Origin of the sequence: Pseudonocardia phyllosphaerae (assembly GCF_046546475.1) — a bacterium.
GTDB classification, from domain to species: domain Bacteria; phylum Actinomycetota; class Actinomycetes; order Mycobacteriales; family Pseudonocardiaceae; genus Pseudonocardia; species Pseudonocardia phyllosphaerae.
Genome location: NZ_JBKGXS010000002.1, coordinates 207,421 through 226,925 on the forward strand (window position 1 = coordinate 207,421; position 19,505 = coordinate 226,925).

18 protein-coding genes are annotated in these 19,505 nt (G+C 73.2%); 9 read left to right on the top strand and 9 right to left on the bottom strand.

Annotation, left to right across the window (positions count from 1 at the left end; translation table 11 throughout):
- Positions 1-48: 48 nt before the first annotated feature.
- Entirely contained in the window at positions 49-1,833 is a 1,785-nt protein-coding gene (locus ACLE50_RS06330; RefSeq protein WP_410942450.1) for a PHA/PHB synthase family protein, read from the bottom strand.
- 243 nt (positions 1,834-2,076) lie between these two features.
- Between ACLE50_RS06330 and ACLE50_RS06335 the strand changes: the two genes are divergently transcribed.
- The 4 genes from ACLE50_RS06335 (at position 2,077) to ACLE50_RS06350 (ending at position 6,098) form a co-directional block, all read left to right on the top strand.
- Positions 2,077-3,447, top strand: coding sequence for an alpha/beta fold hydrolase (locus ACLE50_RS06335; RefSeq protein WP_410942451.1), 1,371 nt, complete (start codon positions 2,077-2,079; stop codon positions 3,445-3,447).
- Positions 3,448-3,688: 241 nt separating this feature from the next.
- A complete protein-coding gene (locus ACLE50_RS06340) occupies positions 3,689-4,831 on the top strand; it encodes a sigma-70 family RNA polymerase sigma factor (protein ID WP_410942452.1) in 1,143 nt (380 codons plus the stop codon).
- 143 nt (positions 4,832-4,974) lie between these two features.
- Positions 4,975-5,550 carry a flavin reductase family protein gene (locus ACLE50_RS06345; protein ID WP_410942453.1) on the top strand — a complete coding sequence of 192 codons (576 nt, stop codon included), beginning with the start codon at positions 4,975-4,977 and terminating at the stop codon, positions 5,548-5,550.
- Positions 5,547-6,098: an NAD(P)H-dependent oxidoreductase gene (locus ACLE50_RS06350; RefSeq protein WP_410942454.1), complete on the top strand. Its 552-nt coding sequence runs from the start codon at positions 5,547-5,549 to the stop codon at positions 6,096-6,098. Before ACLE50_RS06345 ends, ACLE50_RS06350 begins: the two co-directional genes overlap by 4 nt.
- A 15-nt stretch (positions 6,099-6,113) precedes the next feature.
- Here ACLE50_RS06350 and ACLE50_RS06355 read toward each other — a convergent pair whose 3' ends face one another.
- Together ACLE50_RS06355 and ACLE50_RS06360 are read right to left on the bottom strand one after the other, a co-directional pair.
- On the bottom strand, positions 6,114-6,788 hold the full coding sequence (locus ACLE50_RS06355; RefSeq protein ID WP_410942455.1) for an HAD family hydrolase: 675 nt from the start codon (positions 6,786-6,788) through the stop codon (positions 6,114-6,116).
- A 135-nt stretch (positions 6,789-6,923) separates the two neighbouring features.
- Positions 6,924-7,496: a GNAT family N-acetyltransferase gene (locus tag ACLE50_RS06360; RefSeq protein ID WP_410942456.1), complete on the bottom strand. Its 573-nt coding sequence runs from the start codon at positions 7,494-7,496 to the stop codon at positions 6,924-6,926.
- 138 nt (positions 7,497-7,634) lie between these two features.
- Between ACLE50_RS06360 and ACLE50_RS06365 the strand changes: the two genes are divergently transcribed.
- On the top strand, positions 7,635-8,927 hold the full coding sequence (locus ACLE50_RS06365) for a cytochrome P450 (protein WP_410942457.1): 1,293 nt from the start codon (positions 7,635-7,637) through the stop codon (positions 8,925-8,927).
- Positions 8,928-9,004: 77 nt separating this feature from the next.
- Positions 9,005-9,631 (top strand): TetR/AcrR family transcriptional regulator, encoded by a 627-nt coding sequence (locus ACLE50_RS06370; protein WP_410942458.1) that lies wholly within the window; start codon positions 9,005-9,007, stop codon positions 9,629-9,631.
- Positions 9,632-9,849: 218 nt separating this feature from the next.
- On the opposite strand, the gene ACLE50_RS06375 is transcribed toward ACLE50_RS06370, so the two are convergent.
- From ACLE50_RS06375 to ACLE50_RS06400, 6 genes are all read right to left on the bottom strand, one after another.
- Positions 9,850-10,863: a methyltransferase gene (locus ACLE50_RS06375; protein ID WP_410942459.1), complete on the bottom strand. Its 1,014-nt coding sequence runs from the start codon at positions 10,861-10,863 to the stop codon at positions 9,850-9,852.
- Positions 10,864-10,935: 72 nt separating this feature from the next.
- Positions 10,936-11,991 (bottom strand): ABC transporter substrate-binding protein, encoded by a 1,056-nt coding sequence (locus ACLE50_RS06380; RefSeq protein WP_410942460.1) that lies wholly within the window; start codon positions 11,989-11,991, stop codon positions 10,936-10,938.
- Positions 11,992-12,068: 77 nt separating this feature from the next.
- Positions 12,069-13,973 (bottom strand): molecular chaperone HtpG, encoded by a 1,905-nt coding sequence (gene htpG, locus ACLE50_RS06385; RefSeq protein WP_410942461.1) that lies wholly within the window; start codon positions 13,971-13,973, stop codon positions 12,069-12,071.
- A gap of 74 nt (positions 13,974-14,047) precedes the next feature.
- Positions 14,048-14,686 carry a class I SAM-dependent methyltransferase gene (locus ACLE50_RS06390; RefSeq protein ID WP_410942462.1) on the bottom strand — a complete coding sequence of 213 codons (639 nt, stop codon included), beginning with the start codon at positions 14,684-14,686 and terminating at the stop codon, positions 14,048-14,050.
- A 34-nt stretch (positions 14,687-14,720) separates the two neighbouring features.
- Positions 14,721-15,506 (bottom strand): hypothetical protein, encoded by a 786-nt coding sequence (locus tag ACLE50_RS06395; protein ID WP_410942463.1) that lies wholly within the window; start codon positions 15,504-15,506, stop codon positions 14,721-14,723.
- A 72-nt stretch (positions 15,507-15,578) separates the two neighbouring features.
- Positions 15,579-15,878, bottom strand: a complete 300-nt coding sequence (locus ACLE50_RS06400) for a DUF1905 domain-containing protein (protein WP_410942464.1) — start codon at positions 15,876-15,878, stop codon at positions 15,579-15,581.
- Between the two features lie 363 nt (positions 15,879-16,241).
- Between ACLE50_RS06400 and ACLE50_RS06405 the strand changes: the two genes are divergently transcribed.
- From ACLE50_RS06405 to ACLE50_RS06415, 3 genes are read left to right on the top strand one after another with little or no spacing between them, the layout of a single operon-like run.
- Complete coding sequence (locus tag ACLE50_RS06405) at positions 16,242-17,402, top strand: acyl-CoA dehydrogenase family protein (RefSeq protein WP_410942465.1); 1,161 nt, start codon at positions 16,242-16,244, stop codon at positions 17,400-17,402.
- Complete coding sequence (locus tag ACLE50_RS06410; protein WP_410942466.1) at positions 17,402-18,244, top strand: phosphate/phosphite/phosphonate ABC transporter substrate-binding protein; 843 nt, start codon at positions 17,402-17,404, stop codon at positions 18,242-18,244. The genes ACLE50_RS06405 and ACLE50_RS06410 overlap by 1 nt, the downstream gene beginning before the upstream one ends.
- The gene (locus ACLE50_RS06415; RefSeq protein WP_410942467.1) at positions 18,241-19,446 is read left to right on the top strand and encodes a ferritin-like domain-containing protein; all 1,206 of its coding nucleotides are present in this window, start codon (positions 18,241-18,243) and stop codon (positions 19,444-19,446) included. Before ACLE50_RS06410 ends, ACLE50_RS06415 begins: the two co-directional genes overlap by 4 nt.
- Positions 19,447-19,505: the final 59 nt, after the last annotated feature.

A 19,505-nucleotide genomic window follows, 5' to 3' on the forward strand; every position in this document is an offset into this window, starting at 1 on the left:
CGCACGTACTCCGTCCGCCGCCGGTGATCGACGACGCCCGCCGTGGAGTCAGGAGTCGATCACGTACCGGCCCGGGGCGGGCTCCAGCGGCGGGTACTCCTCGCTGCCGACGCGGGCCGGCGCCGGGACCTCCTTGCCGGCGTGCGCGGCGATCCACGGTGCCCAGTCCTCCCACCACGACGCCTTCTGCTCGGTGGCGTCGTCGCGCCAGTCCTCGGCGGAGCCGGGCAGGTCGTCGGACTCGCCGAACCAGTACCGCGACTTCGGCGACGGCGGGTTCACCACCCCGGCGATGTGCCCGGAGTTCGACAGCACGAAGCGCACCGTGCCGCCGATCTTCGACGCTCCGGTGTAGACGCCCTTCCACGGCGCGATGTGGTCGGACTCGGCGGTGACGACGTAGGTGTCGGGCAGAATGTCGGCCACGTCGAGCCGCTCCCCCGCCAGCTCCAGCTTGCCCTCGGCGAACCGGTTCTCCAGGTAGAGCGTGCGCAGGTACTCGGTCTGCATCGCGGCAGGCATCCGGGTGGAGTCGGCGTTCCAGCTCAGCATGTCGAACGGCCTGGGGTCCTCGCCGAGCATCCAGTCGTTGACGACGTAGTTCCACACCAGGTCGGTGGCGCGCAGCAGGTCGAAGGTCGTCTTCATGCTCGACGCCGGGAGGTAGCCGTCCTTGCGCATGGACCGCTCCAGCCGGTTCACCGTCCTCTCGTCGGTGAACACGCCCAGCTGCCCCGGCCCGCTGTAGTCGAGCAGGGTGTTCATCAGGGTCAGCGAGTTGACGCACTGGTCGCCGGTCGCCTCCAGCCACGCCGTCGTCGCCGAGGCGAGCGCGCCGCCCAGGCAGAGCCCGGCGACGTTGACCTTCTCCTGGCCGGTGATCTCCCGGACCACGCGCAGCGCGGTGAGCGGGCCCTCCTGCAGGTAGTCGCTCATGGTGACGTCGGCGAGCGAGGAGTCCGGGTTCCGGTAGCTGATCATGAACACGGTGTGGCCGTGCTGCACGGCCCACTCCACCAGCGACTTCCCGGGCGCGAGATCCATGATGTAGTACTTGTTGATCCACGGCGGGCTCATCAGCAGCGGGATCTCGTGGACCTTCTCGGTCTGCGGCTCGTACTGGATGAGCTCGATCAGCCGGTTCCGGTAGACGACCTGCCCGGGCGTGACCCCCAGGTCCTTCCCGACGACGAACTGGCCCGGCGTCGTCTGCCGCGGCAGCCCGCGGTTCTGCACGGTGTCGCGCAGCATGTTCCGCGCCCCGCGGACGACATTCAGCCCGCCGGTGTCGACGATCTTCTTCGGCCAGGCCGGATTCGTCACGATCGCGTTCGGCGGGGCGAGCGCCTCGATGCACTGCCCGACGAGCCAGTCCAGTTTGCGCCGCGCGGTCGGCGAGACCTTCGCGGCGCGGGACAGCTCGGTGAGCCGCTGCGCGAGCAGCGTGTGCTCCTGGCGGGCCAGGTAGTACCAGGCGTTGCCCTCCCAGGCGGGGTCGCTGTAGCGCTTGTCCTTCTCCGGCAGCGACGCCGGCCCGGTCGCGGTCCCGCCGACGGCACGGCGGCTCGCGGCGGTCACGGCCTTGGCCGAGTCGAGGCCGAACCCGAGCCCGGCGCGGACCAGCGCGCCCGGGCGCACGGCCAGCGACTTCACCGCCTCACCGAGGGCGCCGCCGAAGCCGACCGGGTCGACGCGGGCGAGAACACCCTCCGGGTTCGCGAGGTCGCGCAGGTCGCGGACGAAGCTGTCGGCCTGTCGTCGCAGCACCTCGGCCCGTTCGTCGGTGGGGGTCACGGCGGTGCCGTCGGACCGGGGCGTGGACTGCGCTGTCACGGTGAATCACTCCTGCGGTGTTTCTCGAGGCGCTGCGATGCGGAGGGCGTGCGCACATCGTGACGGGGTACTCACCGGTAGGCAGCCCCGCACCGGGAGTTCCCGACTGAGAGTCGCCTCACCTGCGCTTGACCGAGCAAGCACTACTCCGGAGTAGGTTCGCGCTTGCTTGGGATCCCGTACGCACTTACCGTTCGGTAACCGGGCACGGCCCCCGGACATCAGAGTCGATGGGAGAGGCCCATGAGCACGGCGACCCGCTCCACCCATGCCCCCACCAGGGACCGTCGCCCCCGCGTCGTTCCCGACGCCGAGCCCACCACCGGAGCCGCCACCCCGGCGGCCTCGTCCCCGGACCCGCTCCGCTACCTGCTGACCTACAACGCGACCAACATCGCGAAGGTCGTGACCGAGGTCGGGCGCGCCACCGGCGCGTACTGGGTCGACGCCGTCCAGCGCCTGGCGAAGCCCGGTGACGCCGCGCGCCGCACGGTGCTGTGGCTGTCGACGATGGCCGACCGCCGCGAGCCGGCCTGGCACCTGCCCAACGAGGCCGTGCTGTCCACGCCGTTCGCGGTGCTGCGTGACTTCACCGCGCCCGAGCACCGCGACGACGACGTCGTGGCCACGATCGTCCTGCCGCCGCAGGCCGGGCACTCCTCGACCGTCGTGGACTACTCGCCGCAGCAGAGCCAGCTGGCGATGATCCGCGCGGCCGGGCTGACCAGGGTCTACGCGCTGGACTGGCGCCCGGCGACGACGTCGACCAAGGACGTCACGATCACCGACTACCTGGAGGTGATCGACCGGTCGATCCGCCGGGCCGGCGGGAAGGCCAACCTGGTCGGCGACTGCCAGGGCGGCTGGCTGGCCGCGATCTACGCGGCGCTGCACCCGGACCGGGTCAACACGCTGACCCTGGCCGGCGCGCCGATCGACTTCCACGCCGGTGAGTCGATCATCTCGGCGTCGACGAAGCTGATGGCCGGGACGATGGGCATGGCCCCGTACAAGGCACTGGTCGCCGCGGGCGGCGGCAACATGCCCGGCTCGGCGGTGCTGTCGAACTTCATCTCGATCCAGCCGCAGTCGGAGATCTCCCGGCAGCTGCAGCTGCTGGAGAACATCGACGATGCCACGCACGTCGAGCGCTACCGGGTGTTCGAGGACTGGTTCAAGTACACCCAGGACATCCCGGGCGCGTTCTACCTGTGGCTGGTGGAGAACCTGTTCTGGAAGAACCGGCTGATCGACGGCACGCTCACGATCGACGGGGAGAAGGTCGACCTCGCCGCGATCGACTGCCCGCTGCTGATGCTGGCAGGCTCCTCGGACCACATCACGCCCGCGCCGCAGCTGTTCGCCACGGGCGACAAGGTGTCGACGCCCGCGTCGGACATCACCTACCGGACGGCGTCGGCCGGTCACCTCGGCCTGTTCATGGGCCGTGACGCGTTGCGCCACGACTGGCCGGTGCTGATGGAGACCGTGTACTCGCACTCGGTGCCGGGGAAGCCGGCGCGGAAGCCGGCCCCGGGCAAGGCCCAGCGCCGGCGCTCGAGCGTCCGGGCCGTGGAGGACCCGCGGGACACCCCGCGCGTGCCCGCGCCCTGACCCGCTCCCCGCGTGCACGCCCGGTGACCCGGGCGCGACGCCGGGTGTGCATGCCTGCACCCGAATGGTTCCCGCAACGTGATGTGAGAGACGTCACCGGCCCCGGCCGCGATTTTCCGCGGCCGGGGCCGTGTTGCGGGAACGATCTGCGCGGAGCGTGCGTTGGTGAGGGCGTAGGGCGATGAGACGGGCAGCCTGATCGGCGGTCCGGCCCGTCCCGCCCGAGCAGGGGAGGACTCACATGACGGCGACCACGACCGCTCCGGCCACGGCCACGACCCCGGCCGTTCCCGGACCCCGCCTCGGATCCGAGGCACCCTCGGCACCCGCGAAGAAGACCGGCCGCGCGGGCGCCACACGGACGAGCAGCCGCGCCACCCGCGGCACCGACGAGTCGCTGACCACCACCGTACCGGGAGCGGCGGCCGCCGTGGCCGGCGATCTCGACGCCCAGAGCCCTGCGGCGGACCTCGTCCGCGTCTACCTCAACGGCATCGGGAAGACCGCGCTGCTGACCGCGGCCGACGAGGTCGACCTGGCCAAGCGCGTCGAGGCGGGCGTGTTCGCGCAGCACCGGCTCGACACCGCTGCCGAGGACGGCTCGCTGGAGCAGCTGGACATGCAGTACCGGCGGGACCTGCGCGCCGTCGTCCGGGACGGGGAGCGGGCGAAGAACCACCTGCTGGAGGCCAACCTGCGCCTGGTCGTGTCGCTGGCCAAGCGCTACACCGGGCGTGGCATGCCGCTGCTGGACCTGATCCAGGAGGGCAACCTGGGCCTGATCCGCGCGGTGGAGAAGTTCGACTACAGCAAGGGCTTCAAGTTCTCCACGTACGCGACGTGGTGGATCCGGCAGGCGATCACCCGCGGGATGGCCGACCAGGCCCGCACGATCCGGCTCCCCGTGCACCTGGTCGAGCAGGTGAACAAGCTGGCCCGCATCAAGCGCGACCTGCACCAGCGCGAGGGCCGCGAGCCCAGCGACGCCGAGCTGGCCGCCGAGTCCGGCATTCCGGAGCACAAGATCTCCGACCTGCTGGACCACGCGCGGGACCCGGTGAGCCTGGACATGCCGGTCGGTGCGGAGGAGGAGGCTCCCCTCGGTGACTTCATCGAGGACGCCGAGGCCGCGGACGCCGAGAACACGGTGATCTCGCACCTGCTGCACGACGACCTGCGCCGGGTGCTCGCCACCCTGGAGGACCGCGAGCAGAAGGTCATCCGGATGCGCTTCGGCCTCGACGACGGCCAGCCCCGCACCCTGGACCAGATCGGCCGCGCGTTCGGGCTGTCCCGGGAGCGGGTGCGCCAGATCGAGCGCGAGGTCATGAGCAAGCTGCGGGTCGGCGAGCGGGCCGACAAGCTGCGCGCCTACGCCAGCTGACACTCCAACGCCGCCCGGTCCCGCACCCCGCCTGACCGGACAGCACACAGCAGGAGTGCCCGGCCTGCGGGACGGGCGAGACATGGGACGCATCGCGGGCCCGGCCGGTGGCCGGGCCCGCGTCGCATGCCTAGGGTCGGGGCATGTCCGGCAGCTCCGTCCGCAGCAGCTCCGCCTCCGGCGGCATCCCGGAGACCGCCACTCCGGAGACCACCCCGGAGACCGACGCCCCGCACCCGGTCACCCCGTCGTCGATGCGGGAGACCCTCGGCGCTTTCGCGTCCGGGGTCGTCGTCGTCACCGCCACGGGCGAGGACGGCCCCATCGGCTTCACCTGTCAGTCGTTCAGCTCGCTGTCGCTGGACCCGCCGCTGGTGAGCTTCGCGCCGTCGCGTTCGTCGTCGTCGTGGCCGCGGATCCGCACCGTCGGCACGTTCTGCGTGAACGTGCTGGCCGCCGACCACGAGCACCACAGCGACGGGTTCGCCCGCTCCGGCGTCGACAAGTTCGCCGGTGTCGACTGGGCACCCGCGCCGAAGGGGTCGCCGGTGCTGTCCGGTGTCGGAGCCTGGATCGAGTGCGAGCTCTGGGACGAGTACGACGGCGGCGACCACACGATCGTCGCCGGGAAGGTGCTGTCGCTGGGCACCGACCCGGAGCGGATGCCGCTGCTGTTCTACCGCGGCGGCTACCACCTGACCCCGCGAGGTGAGTCGTGAGCAGCGCACAGCGGATCATCGGTGTCGTCGGCGGGCCCGAACCGGGCGGACGCACCGCCACCGCCGTCGCCGGGATCCTGACCGGCGCCGAGGCCGAGGGCGCCGATACCGCACTGCTCGAGCTGTCGCAGACCCCGATCGCCGAGGTCACCGCCGCCTTCGCCGACGCCGACGGGGTCGTGTTCGGCAGCCCCGTGTACCGCGCGACGTACACGGCCTCGCTCAAGGCGCTGCTGGAGGCGACCGAGCGCGGGAAGTGGGGCGAGCAGACCGCGCCGTTGCAGGGCAAGGCCGCGGCGGTCGTGCTGACCGGGGCGAGCGGGCACCACTTCCTCGCCGTCGACGACCTGCGCTCGGTGCTCGCAGGGTTCTTCGCCGTGCAGGTCCTCTCCCCCGGGCTGTACCTGGACCACTCCGGCTACGCCGACCGGAGCACGCTCACGCCCGAGTCCGCCGAGCTGGCGGCGTCGCACGGGCGGGCACTGGCCGACCTGACGGCGGCGGTACGCGGCTCCGCGGCGCTGCGGGAGCTCACCCCGGTCGTCTGACCCCGGCCGCGTGCGTCAGCTGGGCAGGCCCAGCAGCGCAGGCAGGTCGGCGACGGAGTCGATCACCGTGTCGGCGCCGGCGGCGCGCAGCCGCTGCTCGGTGTGCGCTCCCCCGCGCACCCCGACCGTCAGTCCCACCCCGGCCCGCACGGCGCCGTCGATGTCGGCGGTGGCGTCCCCGGCGAGCGCGGCCTGCTCCGGGTCGACCCCGGTGGAGCGGACGGCCGCGTGCAGCAGGTCGGGGTCCGGCAGTCCGCGGCCGTCGACGTCGGCGGGTGAGAGCAGCACGTCGACCCGCGAGGAGAAACCCAGCGCCTCCACCAGCACGTCCCGCACCTCGGGGGCGAAACCACAGGTCAGGACGACCGACAGCCCCGCGTCACGCAGCGAGTCCAGCGCCTCGGGTGCCCCGGTGACCGGCCGGACCCGCCCGGCCCCGGCCGCCGCCACGAGGTGGTCGCAGAAGGCGTCGTGCGCGCGGCGGGCGCGGAACATGTCGCCGTCGAGCAGCTCGCCGAACACGGTGATCGTCGAGCGGTCCATGGTGGCGCGGGCCTGCCGGTCCAGCGCGGGATAGCCGGGCCCGTCGACCCGGACGCGGGCCGCGCGCAGCCCGGCGCGCAGCGCGGCGAGGACCAGGCCGTCGTCAGCCATCGTGGTGCCCGCGAGATCGAGGACGGCCAGTTGCACACCGAAACCCCAGTCCCCGCGGATGGCGGCCACGGTGCCGGGAGCCGACGCCCGGGTGAACCCCCGTCGACGCTCCGGAGCGCATCGCCCGGTCAGTGGCCGGACACGGTCACCGGGCCCTGCGGACGCCGCCCCTCACCACAGCTCGCCGTCGCGCCAGTCGCAGGTCAGCGCGTGCCGGGCGTCGAGCCGCATCCCGGCGTCGAGGACGTGCACGGCGCCGGACTCCTTCGGGGTGTCGACGACGCCGTCCGGGGTGAGCGCCCGCAGCGGCCCCCGCCAGGGACACCAGCCGTGCCGGCGGTAGAGCGACGCCGCCCGCTCGTCGGCCCCCAGGGCGCCGACCTCGTAGCCGCCCCGCACGAGCCGGCCGATCACGCTCATCAGCGCGCCGCCGAGCCCGCGCCCGCGGTGCGACGGGCAGACCGCGACCGACTCGACGTAGCCGCAGCGCAGCGCGGTACCCCGGTGCAGGACGCGGCGCAGCACCACCGCCGCATGCCCGACGGGCGCGGTCACCGGTCCCGCGAGGACGTGGACGCCGCCGAGGGCGTGGTCGAAGGAGGTGTCGTCGTAGACGTCGAAGGCGGTGTCGAGCAGGGCGCGCAGCGCGGTGAGCCCGTCCGGGCCGAGGTCCGCGGTGGGCAGGACCCGCATGCCGGGCAGGTCGGGCCGGTCGGACAGCTCGGGGACACCGGGATCGCGCACTGTCGCATCCTGCCCTCCCGCCCGGCGCACCGCTCCGGCGTCCCCGTCCGTGTCGCCAGGGAACAGAAACGACAGCACTCTATCGTTTCGTGCGGTAACGTCGGAACCGACGCGCACCACCACCGTCGAAGGAGCCCGATGACCGACGCCCCGGCCCGTCCCGGCCCGCAGGACACCGCCCCCGGCTACGAGGACACCGCCCCCGGCTACGGCGGCGCCACCACCGGCGTGACCACGCTCCCGCTGCACATGCGCCGCGACCGGTTCACCCCGACCTCCGACCTGGCCGCGTTCCGCGAGTCCGGGGAGATCCCCGTCGTGCCGATGGCGTTCGGGACCGAGGCGTACCTGGTCACCCGGCACGAGGACGTCCGCACGGTGCTCGGCGACGCCGCGACGTTCTCCAACGCCGAGGGCGTCGCGTTGCAGCAGAAGCGGGCCGACCAGGCCGAGCTGTCCGACGCCGAGCGCGAGCGCAACCGCGCCGGGCAGCTGCTCGCGCAGGACCCGCCGGACCACACCCGGCTGCGCCGGATGCTGACCCGCGAGTTCACCCAGCGCCGGATGTCGCGGCTGCAGCCGCGGATCGTGGAGATCGTCGAGGATCACCTCGACGGCCTCGAACGCGCAGGCCGGGGCGCGGACCTGGTGCAGGAGTTCGCGTTGCCGGTCCCGTCGCTGGTGATCTGCGAGCTGCTCGGCGTGCCCTACGCCGACCGGGCCGAGTTCCAGGCGCGATCGTCGAGGATGCTCGACCTGCAGATCCCGCCGCGCGAGCGCATCGCGCTCAACCGGGAGAGCCGCGCGTACATGTCACGGCTCGTCGAGGGCGCAGAGGCCGACCCCGGCGACGACATCCTCGGCATGCTGGTGCGCGAGCACGGCGACGAGCTCAGCCACGACGAGCTCACCGGGATCGCGGGCCTGCTGCTGATCGCCGGGCACGAGACGACGTCGAACATGCTCTCGCTCGGCGCCCTCGCCCTGATGGAGAACCCCGAGCAGGCCGACGCGCTGCGGGCCGACCCGGAGCTCGCCCGCCCGGCGGTCGAGGAGCTCCTCCGCTTCCTGACCATCGTCCACACCGGAGTGGTCCGGGTGGCGACGGTGGACACCGAGATCCGCGGCACGCCGATCCCGGCGGGCTCGCCGGTGGCCTGCTCGCTGCCCGCCGCCGACCGCGACCCGCGGACCGGGACCGAGGACCCCGAGCGGCTCGACCTGCACCGCAACGCGGCCGGACACGTCGCGTTCGGGCACGGCGTGCACCACTGCCTCGGGGCGCCGCTGGCCCGGATGGAGCTGACGACGGCGTTCCCGGCGCTGCTGCGCCGCTTCCCCGGGCTGGCGCCGGCCGGAGACGTGCCGCCGTCGGCGTTCCGGGCGTTCCACTTCGTCTACGGGATGCACAGCCTGCCCGTGACCTGGTGAGACGGCGCCGGTGCGGCGGCCGCCCGATCGGCGTGGTCGTCGCGCCCCGACGCGACCCGGGCCGCTACCGTGACCGGATGGGGACGACGACCGGCGCCGATCGGCCGCTGCGCGCCGACGCCGCGCGCAACCACCGGCGCATCGTCGAGGCCGCCGCTGCGGCGTTCGGGACCGACGGCCCGGACGTCGCCCTGGAGGAGATCGCGCGGCGCGCCGGGGTCGGCGTCGCGACGCTGTACCGGCGCTTCCGCACCCGTGACCAGCTGGTGCGCGCGGTGCTGGAGGAGGTGTTCGTCGAGGAGATCGAGCCGACGATCGCCGACGGCACCGGTGCCCCGTGGGACGACCTCACCGGGTCGTTGACCCGCGCGGTCGACGCGATCGCCCGGCGGCGGACGATCCTGCGTCTCGCCCGGGAGGCCTGCGCCTACGACGTCGAGTCCGTGCAGCGCTACACCCGGGCGCTGGACCGGCTGCTCGACCGGGCCCGCGACGCGGGTGTGGTGCGTCCGGAGCTGACGGTGCGGGACCTGTCCGCGGTCCTGGTGATGGCACTGGCCGTCGCGGGCGAGGGCAACGACGTGGCCGGCCCGGGATCCGGTGCGGCACAGGCAGCCTGCGCGGCCGCGGGACACCGGTACCTCACCCTGTTGCTCGACGGCCTGCGCCCCGGGCAGCCGTCGCTGCCGGTCCCCCCGGCCTGACCAGGCGCATCGCCCGCCCCGGGACGCGCGACACACCGGGCGACACGCGACGCGGCCGGGCAGGACGGCACTGCCCCTGTACTGACCGAACGGTGAGGGGCTACGGTCCACGGCATCCGCTCGGCAACGGCGCCGGGCGGATCCGAGCGACGTTCCGGCGGGGGTACCCGCCGGGGCGCCGACCGGATCCGCCGTGGCGGAGACGCCGCCCGCCCCCCTCAGGCCGGCGCCGCCTCCAGTACCGCGAACCCGGCGGGCAGCCGGTGCACCTGCACCGTGCGCAGCCCGGCCGCGTCGAACAGGGCGTCGAACTCGGCCCGCGTGCGCTCCTTGCCACCCACGTTGACCAGCATGTTCAGGTCCGACAGGTAGATCCCGGCCGAGGCGTCGTCACCGACGGTGTCGGGCAGCACCGGCTCGACGACGAACACCCGCCCGTCGGGGCCGGAGAGCCCCTCGCGGCAGCGGCGCAGCAGGCCGCGGCACACCTCGTCGTCCCAGTCGTGGACGATGCTCTTCATCAGGTACGCGTCGGCGCCGGGCACCGCGGTGAAGAAGTCCCCCACCTCGACGCCGGCGCGGCCGCTCACCCCGGCCCGTTCGAACGTCGCGGCGGCCTCGGCCGAGCCGGGCGCGGTGTCGAGCACCGTGCCGCGCAGGTCCGGGTTCGCGGCGAGCAGCGCGGCGAGCAGTGTGCCGTCCCCTCCCCCGACGTCGACGACGGTGCCGAACGCACCGAGGTCGACCGTCTCGGCGACCTGACCGGCGATCGGCGCGGTCCCGGCCCGCATCGCGGCGTTGAAGCTCGCCGACAGCTCCGGCTGCTCCGCGAGGTGGTCGAAGAACGGGGCGCCGAAGACCGTGTCGAACGCGGGCGCGCCGTCGGCGAGGCTGTCCTCGAGCCGGAACCAGGCCTGCACCATCGTCGGGTCGGTGAAGGCGCGGACGAAGTCCCCCAGCGCCGACGGGTCCCCCGGCGCCAGCCGGGCCAGCACCGGCCTGCCGGCGAACAGGTCCGGCGCGATCTCCGCGGTCAGCCCGAGTGCGGCGGTCGCGCGGAGCAGCCGGCGCAGCTGCGCCTCGGGCAACCCGATCTTGCCGCTCAGGTCCGCGACCGTGGCCTCCCCCTCGCCGAGTGCCGCGGGCAGCCCGATCCGCACCGCCGCCCCGAGTGTCTGCGCGGCCATGCCCCCGAAGGCCAGCCGCATCACGCCGATCCCGTCCAGCTCCATCGCCGATCCCCCCTCGGACTTAGGTCACCCTAACCTAGGGCCGGAGGAGTGGCCGGTCAATGCCGGTCGCGGTCACCCGGTCGCGAACCGGTCCGGGTGCAGCCGCCGGGCCAGCGTGGCGACGGCGTCGGCGTTGCGGATGCCCGGGCTGACCGCGGCGAACGTCGTGGTGAAGATCTTCCCGTTCCGGACGGCGGGGACCTGGGCGAGCGCCGGGGTGGCCTTGAGCTTCGCCACCAGCGGGTCGGCGGCCTCGGGGCCCTTGTCGGCGCCGCAGCAGGCGGGCACGACGATCACGTCCGGTCGGGCGGCGACCAGACCCTCGACCGAGATCTTGCGCTGCCGGCCGTCGAGCTGCGGGAACGCCTGCTGCCCGCCGGCCGCGTCGATGATCGTCGTGGCGACGTCGCCGGTGCCGAACACCCGCAGCTCACCGGAGCCGCTCGGAGCGTTGACCATCGCGACCCGCGGCCGGGCGGTGACGTCGCCGAGGCGGGTGCGGACGTCGTCGAGGGTGGCGCGCATCCGGCCGGTCAGCTCCGCGGCCCGGTCCTCGGTGCCGAGCAGCCGGCCGAGGTCGGTGAGGTCACGCTCGACGGAGTCGAACGAGACGTCGTTGGCGGCGAGGCTGCTCTGGTCGGCGCCGTCGGAGGTCGGGCAGTACTGGCTGAACAGGTAGGTCTGCATGCCCGCGGAGCGCAGCTCGGCGCGAGTGCCGAGCCCTTCGCGGCTGAACGCCCCGGTGAACCCGGCGACGACGAGCTGCGGCGCGATCCGCAGCACCTCCTCGCGCGAGGGGTACTCCTCAGGCCAGTAGACCGGCTGCTTGCGCTCCGGGTGGAAGTCCTTCGCCAGGTCCGGGAGCAACCGGTTGTCCAGGTACGCGGCGCCGACGAGCCGGTCCCCCGCGCCGAGCGCGAGGACGGCCTCGACCGCGTTGTGGAACATCGCCACCACGCGGTCGGGCCGCTGGACCGGCACGTCGACCCCGCAGTTCTGCACGGCAGCCGGTCCGGCCGCCGGGTCCGCGCCCGGCGGCGCGGGTGGCGCCGCCGCGCCGCACCCCGCGAGCGGCGCGAGCAGGACCGAGCACAGGACGACGGCCGGGAGCAGGCGGGAGCGACACACCCGCCCACCCTAGCCATACACCTGAGCGACTGTTCAGGTGTAGTGGGCGGGGTGACTCCTCCGTGTCCTCAGAGTCCTCAGAGGGTGCGCTCCAGCCGCCCCGCCAGCATCGTCACGAACTTCGACGGGTCGGTCAGCTCGCCGCCCTCGGCGAGCAGCGCCATCCCGGCGAGCAGCTCGGCGGTCTCGGTCTCGTCCTTGCCCTCGGCGTGCGCGGCACGCATCCCGACGACCAGCGGGTGCGTCGGGTTCAGCTCCAGGATGCGCTGCACCTTCGGCGGCTCCTGGCCCATCGCCCGGTACATCTTCTCCAGGGTCGGGGTCATGTCCGCCTCGTCGCCGACGAGCACCGCCGGGGACGTGGTGAGCCGCGAGGAGAGCCGGACCTCCTTGACGTCGTCGGACAGCACGCCGGCCATCCACTCGCAGAGCTCGGCGAACTCCTCCTGACGCTCCTTCGCCTGCTCCTTCTCCTCGTCGCTCTGCAGGTCGACCTGGCCCTTGGCGATGGAGTGGAACGGGGTCCCGTCGAAGCCCTCGACGGCGTCGACCCACACCTCGTCGACCGGGTCGGTGAGCAGCAGGACCTCGTAGCCCTTGGCGCGGAACGCCTCCATGTGCGGTGAGGACTCGATCGAGGACCGGGAGTCGCCGGTCATGTAGTAGATCGCGTCCTGGCCGTCCTTCATCCGCTCCTTGTAGGCGGCCAGCGAGGTGGTCCCGCCGGTCTCGCCCTCGGAGTGGGTGGTCGGGAAGGCCGACACCGACAGGATCGTCTCCCGGTTGTCCGGGTCGGAGAGCAGGCCCTCCTTGAGCGCGCGCCCGAACTGGTCCCAGAACGTCTCGTACTTCTCCGGCTGCTCGTCGCGCAGCGAACCGATGGTGGAGAGCACCTTCTTCACCAGGCGGCGGCGGATCGCCGAGATCTGCCGGTCCTGCTGGAGGATCTCGCGGGAGACGTTGAGCGACAGGTCCGCGGCGTCGACGACGCCCTTGACGAACCGCAGGTACTCGGGGACGAGCGCCTCGCAGTCGTCCATGATGAACACGCGCCGGACGTAGAGCTGGACGCCGCGGCGGGCGTCGCGCATGTAGAGGTCCATCGGCGCGATCTGCGGCAGGAACAGCAGCGCCTGGTACTCGAAGGTCCCCTCGGCGGCGAGCCGGATGGTCTCCATCGGGCCCTGCCAGTCGTGGCTGACGTGCCGGTAGAACTCGGCGTACTCCTCCTCGGTGACGTCCTTCTGGGGCCGGGCCCAGAGCGCCTTCATCGAGTTGAGCGTCTCGTCCTCGGTAGTGGGCTCGCCGCCCTCCTCCTGCGCGGGGACGGTCACCTCCATCCGCACCGGCCAGGTGATGAAGTCCGAGTAGGTCTTCACGATCCGGCGCAGGACCGACGGGTCGGCGTAGTCGTGCACGTGGTCGTCGGCGTCGGACGCCTTGAGGTGCAGCGTGACCGCGGTGCCCTGCGGCGCGTCGTCGGCCGGCTCGATCGTGTAGGAGCCCTCGCCGTCGGAGCTCCAGTGCACGCCCTCGCTCGTCCCGGCCTTGCGGGTGGTCAGTTCGACCCGGTCGGCGACCATGAACGCCGAGTAGAAGCCGACGCCGAACTGGCCGATCAGGTTGCGCTGCGACTCGGCGTCGCCGCCGGCCTCCTCGAGCTTCGCAAGCAGCTCGGCGGTGCCGGACTTCGCGATCGTGCCGATGAGGTCGACGACCTCGTCGCGGCTCATGCCGATGCCGTTGTCCCGGATCGTCAGCGTGCGTGCCTCGGCGTCCGGGACCAGCTCGATGTGCAGGTCCGCGGTGTCGGCGCCCAGATCCTTGTCCTGGTACGCGGCGAGCTTCAGCTTGTCCAGCGCGTCCGAGGAGTTCGAGATCAGCTCGCGCAGGAAGACGTCCTTGTTCGAGTAGATCGAGTGGATCATCAACCGGAGCAGCTGCCGGGCCTCGGCCTGGAACTCGATCGTCTCCGTGCTCACGTCACGGTCCTCCCCTGTGCGCGTCGTCGGTGGTGCGACGGCGATTCTGCCGAACTCCGTCGCGGCCGGGGCTGCTACCCCAGCCGCCGGATCCGGGCAAGGTGCGCCGGCACGTCCACCGTGGTCCCGGCGGGCTCGCCGTAGGACTCCGCCTGCCCGGGGGTGACGACGCCGCGGTAGGTCGTCGCCGCGATCTCCTCGACCGCCCAGTCCGGTCCGGTGAACGCGTCGGTGATCGCCGAGGCGTCGATCACCGGGCCGAACTCGGCACCGCCGGTGCGGGCCAGCGCGAGCACGTACACGACCCCGCCCGGGGCGACGAGACCGGCGAGCACGTCGGCGTAGCGGGCCTGGTCACCCGCATCGAACAGGTGGAACAGGGCACTGTCGAGCACGGAGTCGAACGTGCCGAGATCCCCCGGGGCCAGCGCGTCGACCTGTGCGAACGTCGCGTCGACGCCCTCCTGGACGGCGCGGCGGCGGGCTCGGTCCAGCGCGGCGGCCGAGCCGTCGACGCCGAGCACGTCGTAGCCGGACCGGGCCAGCAGGATCGTGTGCTCGCCGATCCCGCAGCCCGGGTCCAGCACCCGCCCGTGCAGCGCGCCGGAGCGTTCCAGGGCGACGACGGCGGGCTGCGGCCCCGGGATCACCCACGGCGGGTCACCCTCGGTGTAGGCCTGGTCGAAGCGGCTGATCGGTGGCGTGACATCCATGCCGCCCAGCGTGGGACCTGAATCTCGGTTCAGGTCAAGAGCGGCCGGGACCGGGGAGGGTCAGGGGCCCCGACGCCCTGCCCTCCGGGCGCGGGGCGGACCGCTCGAAGTCGTAGGTCCGGTCCCCGACTCGCATCAGGTCCGCGGCCCCGCTCGCACCGGGTGTCCCGGTGCCCAGGCCGACGCCGGCGGCGTAGGCGGTGGCGTCGGGGAACTCGGCGAGGACGTCGTCGATGGTCCGCTTCGGGGCGCCGTCGCGGCACTCCTTGTACGGGTCGACGCCGCCGGACACCCGGATGAAGCAGAACGAGGCGGACCCGAGGTCGTAGCGGGTCCAGCGCCCGGCCGGGCTCGACGACGGGATGAACACCAGCCCGACGAGGTCCTGCGGCTCGATCTCGCCGCCGTTCCGGTCGACGGCGATGTTCATCGCCGGTGCCGCGTCGGGGCTGCTCCCGTTGCCTCGCAACGCCCAGTAGCTGCTGTCGCGGAACGTCTCGAGCGGCCCCTCGACCTCACCGGTGGCGTAGAGCGCGCTGTCGCCGGACTTCGGCGTGTTCAGCTCCAGCGACGACGTACCGCCGCCCTCGGGGGCGCCGTAGCGCTCGGTGACCCGCCGGGTCCCGGAGCCCTTCTCGAAGGTCCCGTTGAACGGGCCGGGGTTGTCCGGGGTGACGTAGGTGGTGCCGCCGGAGGGGCCGAACAGGTCGCCGGGTGCGGCGGTGGCCGTGCCGGCCGCGGCCAGGATCGCCGTCGTCACCGCGACGGTCACGGTCGTCGCACGACCGAGCCGTCCGCGCGTCCTGGCTCCGTTCGGCATGGCACTCCTCCCCGGGCGGGACGTGGGCGTCCTGCCGTCGGCGAGCCAACGAACACCGTGGAGCCGAGATGCTCATCGGCCGCCCGGATCACGCACCATCACCCGGGCGGTGATCCGGTCGCCGATTGCGATCCCCTCGCGGTCACGCACCGCATCCTTCAGCGGAAGCAGGTATCCCCCGTCCTTGGGCCACAACGACGTCGTCCAACGGGTAGCGCCGATCTCGGCGTCGACGGGGACCATGCCCCAGCCGTAGCTGACGCCGCGGCCGAGATCGGCGACCTCCTCGGCGTCGTCGCCCGCGATGCGCAGGAAGTGGAACGGCGCCGGCCCGCGCCACTCGAACACCTCGGCCGAGAACTCCACGGTCACGACGACCTCCCCCTGCCCCTCGGTGACCCCGCGGCGCCACGTGCTCGTCATCTCCCCGCCACATGACCGTCGTCACGCCCCGGAAAAGGATCATCACCGCACCCGCGAGGCCTTGCGCCGCCACGACACCGCAGCCGAGGATGTCAGCGCTCGCCCGATAGTCGTACCCACGACGCGGGCCTGGCACCACCGGGAGGAGGCGGGATCGTGTTCCGACGTCGTTGAGCACCCCTGCCGAGCCGCCCGGTCGGGCGGTGTCCTTCGATCGCGGCGACCCTCCCGGTCCGAGCCCACTCCATGCCGAGCTGACGTCGGTGCGCGCTCCGCCGCGATCACACCCGTGACCCGCGAGGAGCGTCTTCCGTGTCCGCATCCGTCCAGTCCCCGCTCGAGCTGTCCGACGTCGTCGACAAGACGGCGAAGGCGATCGAGCAGACCGTCGCGCCAGCCGCCGCCGAGGTCGACAGCTCCGGCGCGTTCCCGCGCGCGAGCATCGACGCCCTCGCCGCCGCCGGGACCCTCGGCCTGATCAGCGCCCCCGAGGTCGGCGGAGCCGGTGGCACGCTCGCCGACGCCGCCGACGTGCTCGAGAAGGTCGCCCGCGTCGACGCGTCCACCGCGATGGTGCTGCTCATGCACTTCGCGGGCACCTCGGTGCTCGAGGCCCAGGCCCCCGACGAGATCCGCCAGGAGGTCGCCGCCGGTCAGAACCTGACCACCCTCGCGTTCTCCGAGCGCGGCTCGCGCAGCCACTTCTGGGCGCCGGTCGGTACCGCCACCCGGCAGGACGACGGCCAGGTCCGGCTCGACTCGCAGAAGAGCTGGGTCACCTCCGCAGGCGAGGCGAACAGCTACGTCTGGTCGAGCCGTCCGGTCTCGGCCGACGCGCCGATGACCCTCTGGTACGTCCCCGCCGACACCCCCGGCATCGCCGTCGCCGGGGAGTTCGACGGCTTCGGCCTGCGCGGGAACTCCTCGCGCCCGATGAGCGCCGACGGTGCCCTGGTCGACGACACCGCCCGCCTCGGTGAGGACGGCGCCGGCCTGGACATCGCGCTCGCCGCGGCACTGCCGACGTTCCTCATCGGCAACGCCGCCGTCTCCCTCGGCCTGATGGAGGCACTGCTCGACGAGGCCGCCGCGCACCTGCAGAACACCCGGCTGGAGCACCTGGACCAGAGCCTGGCGGAGCAGCCGACCGCGCGTCTGGCCTACGCCGAGCTGCGCACCCGCGCCGACGAGGTCCGCGCGTTCCTGTCCGACACCCTCGCCGCCGCCGGCGGTGGCCGCGCCGACGCGACCCTGCGCGTCCTGCAGGTCAAGGCGGTCGCCGCGGAGGCCGCGGCCGAGGTCGGTGACGGAGTGCTGCGGCTGTGCGGTGGTGCCGCGTTCCGCAAGGAGCTCGGCATCGAGCGCCGCTACCGCGACGCCCTGGCCGCACGCGTGATGGCGCCGACGACCGAGGCGCTGCGTGACTTCGTCGGCCGCGCGACCCTGGGCCTGCCGCTGTTCGGGGAGGCGTGATGACGCTGATCATGGGCGGGGTCGCCTACGACCCCAAGGTCGTCACCATCTGGGACGGGTTCCGCACCTGGTTCCGCGAGCAGGGTTTCGACTTCGACTACGTCCTGTACTCCCACTACGAGCGCCAGGTCGACGACCTCGTCGCCGGCCGGATCGACGCGGCGTGGAACTCCCCGCTCGCGTGGATCCGCACCGAGCGCCTGGCCGCCGCGCAGGGCCGCACCGTGCGGTCGGCGGTGATGCGCGACACCGACCAGGACCTCACCTCGGTCGTCGTCGTGCGGTCGGACTCGCCGATCCAGTCGATCGCGGACCTGGCCGGGAAGACCGTCGCCGTCGGTGCGGTCGACTCCCCGCAGGCGACCCTGCTCCCGCTGTCCTACCTGCGCGAGCAGGGTGTCACCGACATCGACGTGCGCCGGTTCGACATCGGTGTCGGGCTGCACGGCGACCACATCGGCGGCGAGCGCGACGCCGCGAAGGCGCTGATCGCCGGTGAGGTCGACGCCGCCTGCATGATCGACGCCAACCACCTGCTGTTCGGGCAGGAGGGCACGCTGCCGCCCGGGTCGACCCGGATCATCGGGCAGACCGACCCGTTCGACCACTGCACGATGGCGATCATCGACAGTGCCCCGGCCGCGGAGTCCGAGGAGTTCGTGCGGCTGCTGGAGTCGATGTCCTACGCCGACCCGGCCGTCCGCCCGCTGCTCGACCTCGAGGGGCTCAAGCAGTGGGTGCCCGGCCGCACCACCGGGTTCGGGCCGCTGACCCGGGCCATCGACGAGACCGGCTTCTACGACGCCGACGGTGCGGTCACCGCGGCGGACTACCGCCCGTGACCAGGGACGTCCCGGGCGCCCCGCTCGACCTCGGCTATCTGGGGTTCGAGCGGGGCGCCCACCTCCTGCTCCAGCGCGAGCTCAACGCCCTCGCCGTCGGCGAGCGGGTCACTGTCACCGGCGGCGACCCGGCGCTGGGGGTGCACCTGCGGGCGTGGGCGCGGGCGAAGGGGCACGGCTTCGCCGTCGTCCCGGACCGGGCCGCGACGTGGGAGATCGCCCGCGGCGCCGCCGAGCTGCAGCGGTGGGCGGGCGCGGAGCGGGCCGGCGGGCCGGGGGTGGACGGCATCGTCGCCCGTCCCCCGGCGCACTGGGGGCTCGCCGCCCGCGGCGCGCTCGTCGAGGCCGGCGGGCCGAGCACCCGTTTCGACATCGACGACCGCGACGTCGTCTGGGCCGACCTCGCGCCGCGGCTCTACGCGCACGCCGCCGCGGCGCAGTGGGACCCGGCGACGGCGATCGACTGGGCGGCGCCGTCGGACGTGCCCGACGACGTCGAGCAGGCCGTCGTGCAGGTCATGACCTACCTGGTGGAGAACGAGCAGGCCGCGCTGGTCGTCCCGGCCGGGCTGCTCGCGCGGGTGCATCCGCACTTCCGCGAGGTGCAGCAGCTGCTGGCGGTGCAGGCCGCCGACGAGGCCCGGCACATGGAGGTTTTCACCCGGCGCGCGCTGATGCACGGCGGGGAGATGGGCACCTCGTCGGCGGGTGGCCGGTCGTCGCTGGCGACGCTGCTCGCCGAGCCGGACTTCTCGCTGGCGTCGTTCCTGCTGTCGGTGCTGGGCGAGGGCAGCTTCCTGTCGCTGCTGTCGTTCCTGGAGCGTCACGCCCCGGACCCGGTGACCGCGCAGATCACCCGCATGGCGCGGGTCGACGAGGCCCGCCACGTCGCGTTCGGCGTCGCGCACCTGGAGCACCAGAGCACTCTCGACAAGACGCTGCCGGGCAAGCTGCGTACCGCCATCGAACGCCGGCACGACGCGTTGCAGGACACCGCCGGGCTCAACGCCGACGTCTTCGACTCGCTGGTGATCCTGGCCGCGGGCGCGTGGACGCCGGAGGCGATCGAGCGCGGGCACGCCGCGGTGCAGGAGCTGCACCACGCGATGGACGACGGCCGGCGCCAGCGGCTCTCGCGGCTGGGCTTCCCGCCCGACGAGGCGGCGGAGCTGTCGGCACTGCACACCCGCAACTTCATGTGAGCGTGGGCGGTCCGACCCTGGCACCGCCGCACGCCGGCCCCTCCGTCATGATCGGGGCG

What these genes read in the sequence shown, in the direction of transcription:
- ACLE50_RS06335 (WP_410942451.1), top strand. Translation starts at nt 2,077, where the DNA reads ATGAGCACGGCGACCCGCTCCACCCATGCCCCCACCAGGGACCGTCGC.
- ACLE50_RS06340 (WP_410942452.1), top strand. Translation starts at nt 3,689, where the DNA reads ATGACGGCGACCACGACCGCTCCGGCCACGGCCACGACCCCGGCCGTT.
- ACLE50_RS06345 (WP_410942453.1), top strand. Translation starts at nt 4,975, where the DNA reads ATGTCCGGCAGCTCCGTCCGCAGCAGCTCCGCCTCCGGCGGCATCCCG.
- ACLE50_RS06365 (WP_410942457.1), top strand. Translation starts at nt 7,635, where the DNA reads ATGACCGACGCCCCGGCCCGTCCCGGCCCGCAGGACACCGCCCCCGGC.
- ACLE50_RS06370 (WP_410942458.1), top strand. Translation starts at nt 9,005, where the DNA reads ATGGGGACGACGACCGGCGCCGATCGGCCGCTGCGCGCCGACGCCGCG.
- ACLE50_RS06375 (WP_410942459.1), bottom strand. Translation starts at nt 10,863, where the DNA reads ATGGAGCTGGACGGGATCGGCGTGATGCGGCTGGCCTTCGGGGGCATG.
- ACLE50_RS06390 (WP_410942462.1), bottom strand. Translation starts at nt 14,686, where the DNA reads ATGGATGTCACGCCACCGATCAGCCGCTTCGACCAGGCCTACACCGAG.
- ACLE50_RS06395 (WP_410942463.1), bottom strand. Translation starts at nt 15,506, where the DNA reads ATGCCGAACGGAGCCAGGACGCGCGGACGGCTCGGTCGTGCGACGACC.
- ACLE50_RS06410 (WP_410942466.1), top strand. Translation starts at nt 17,402, where the DNA reads ATGACGCTGATCATGGGCGGGGTCGCCTACGACCCCAAGGTCGTCACC.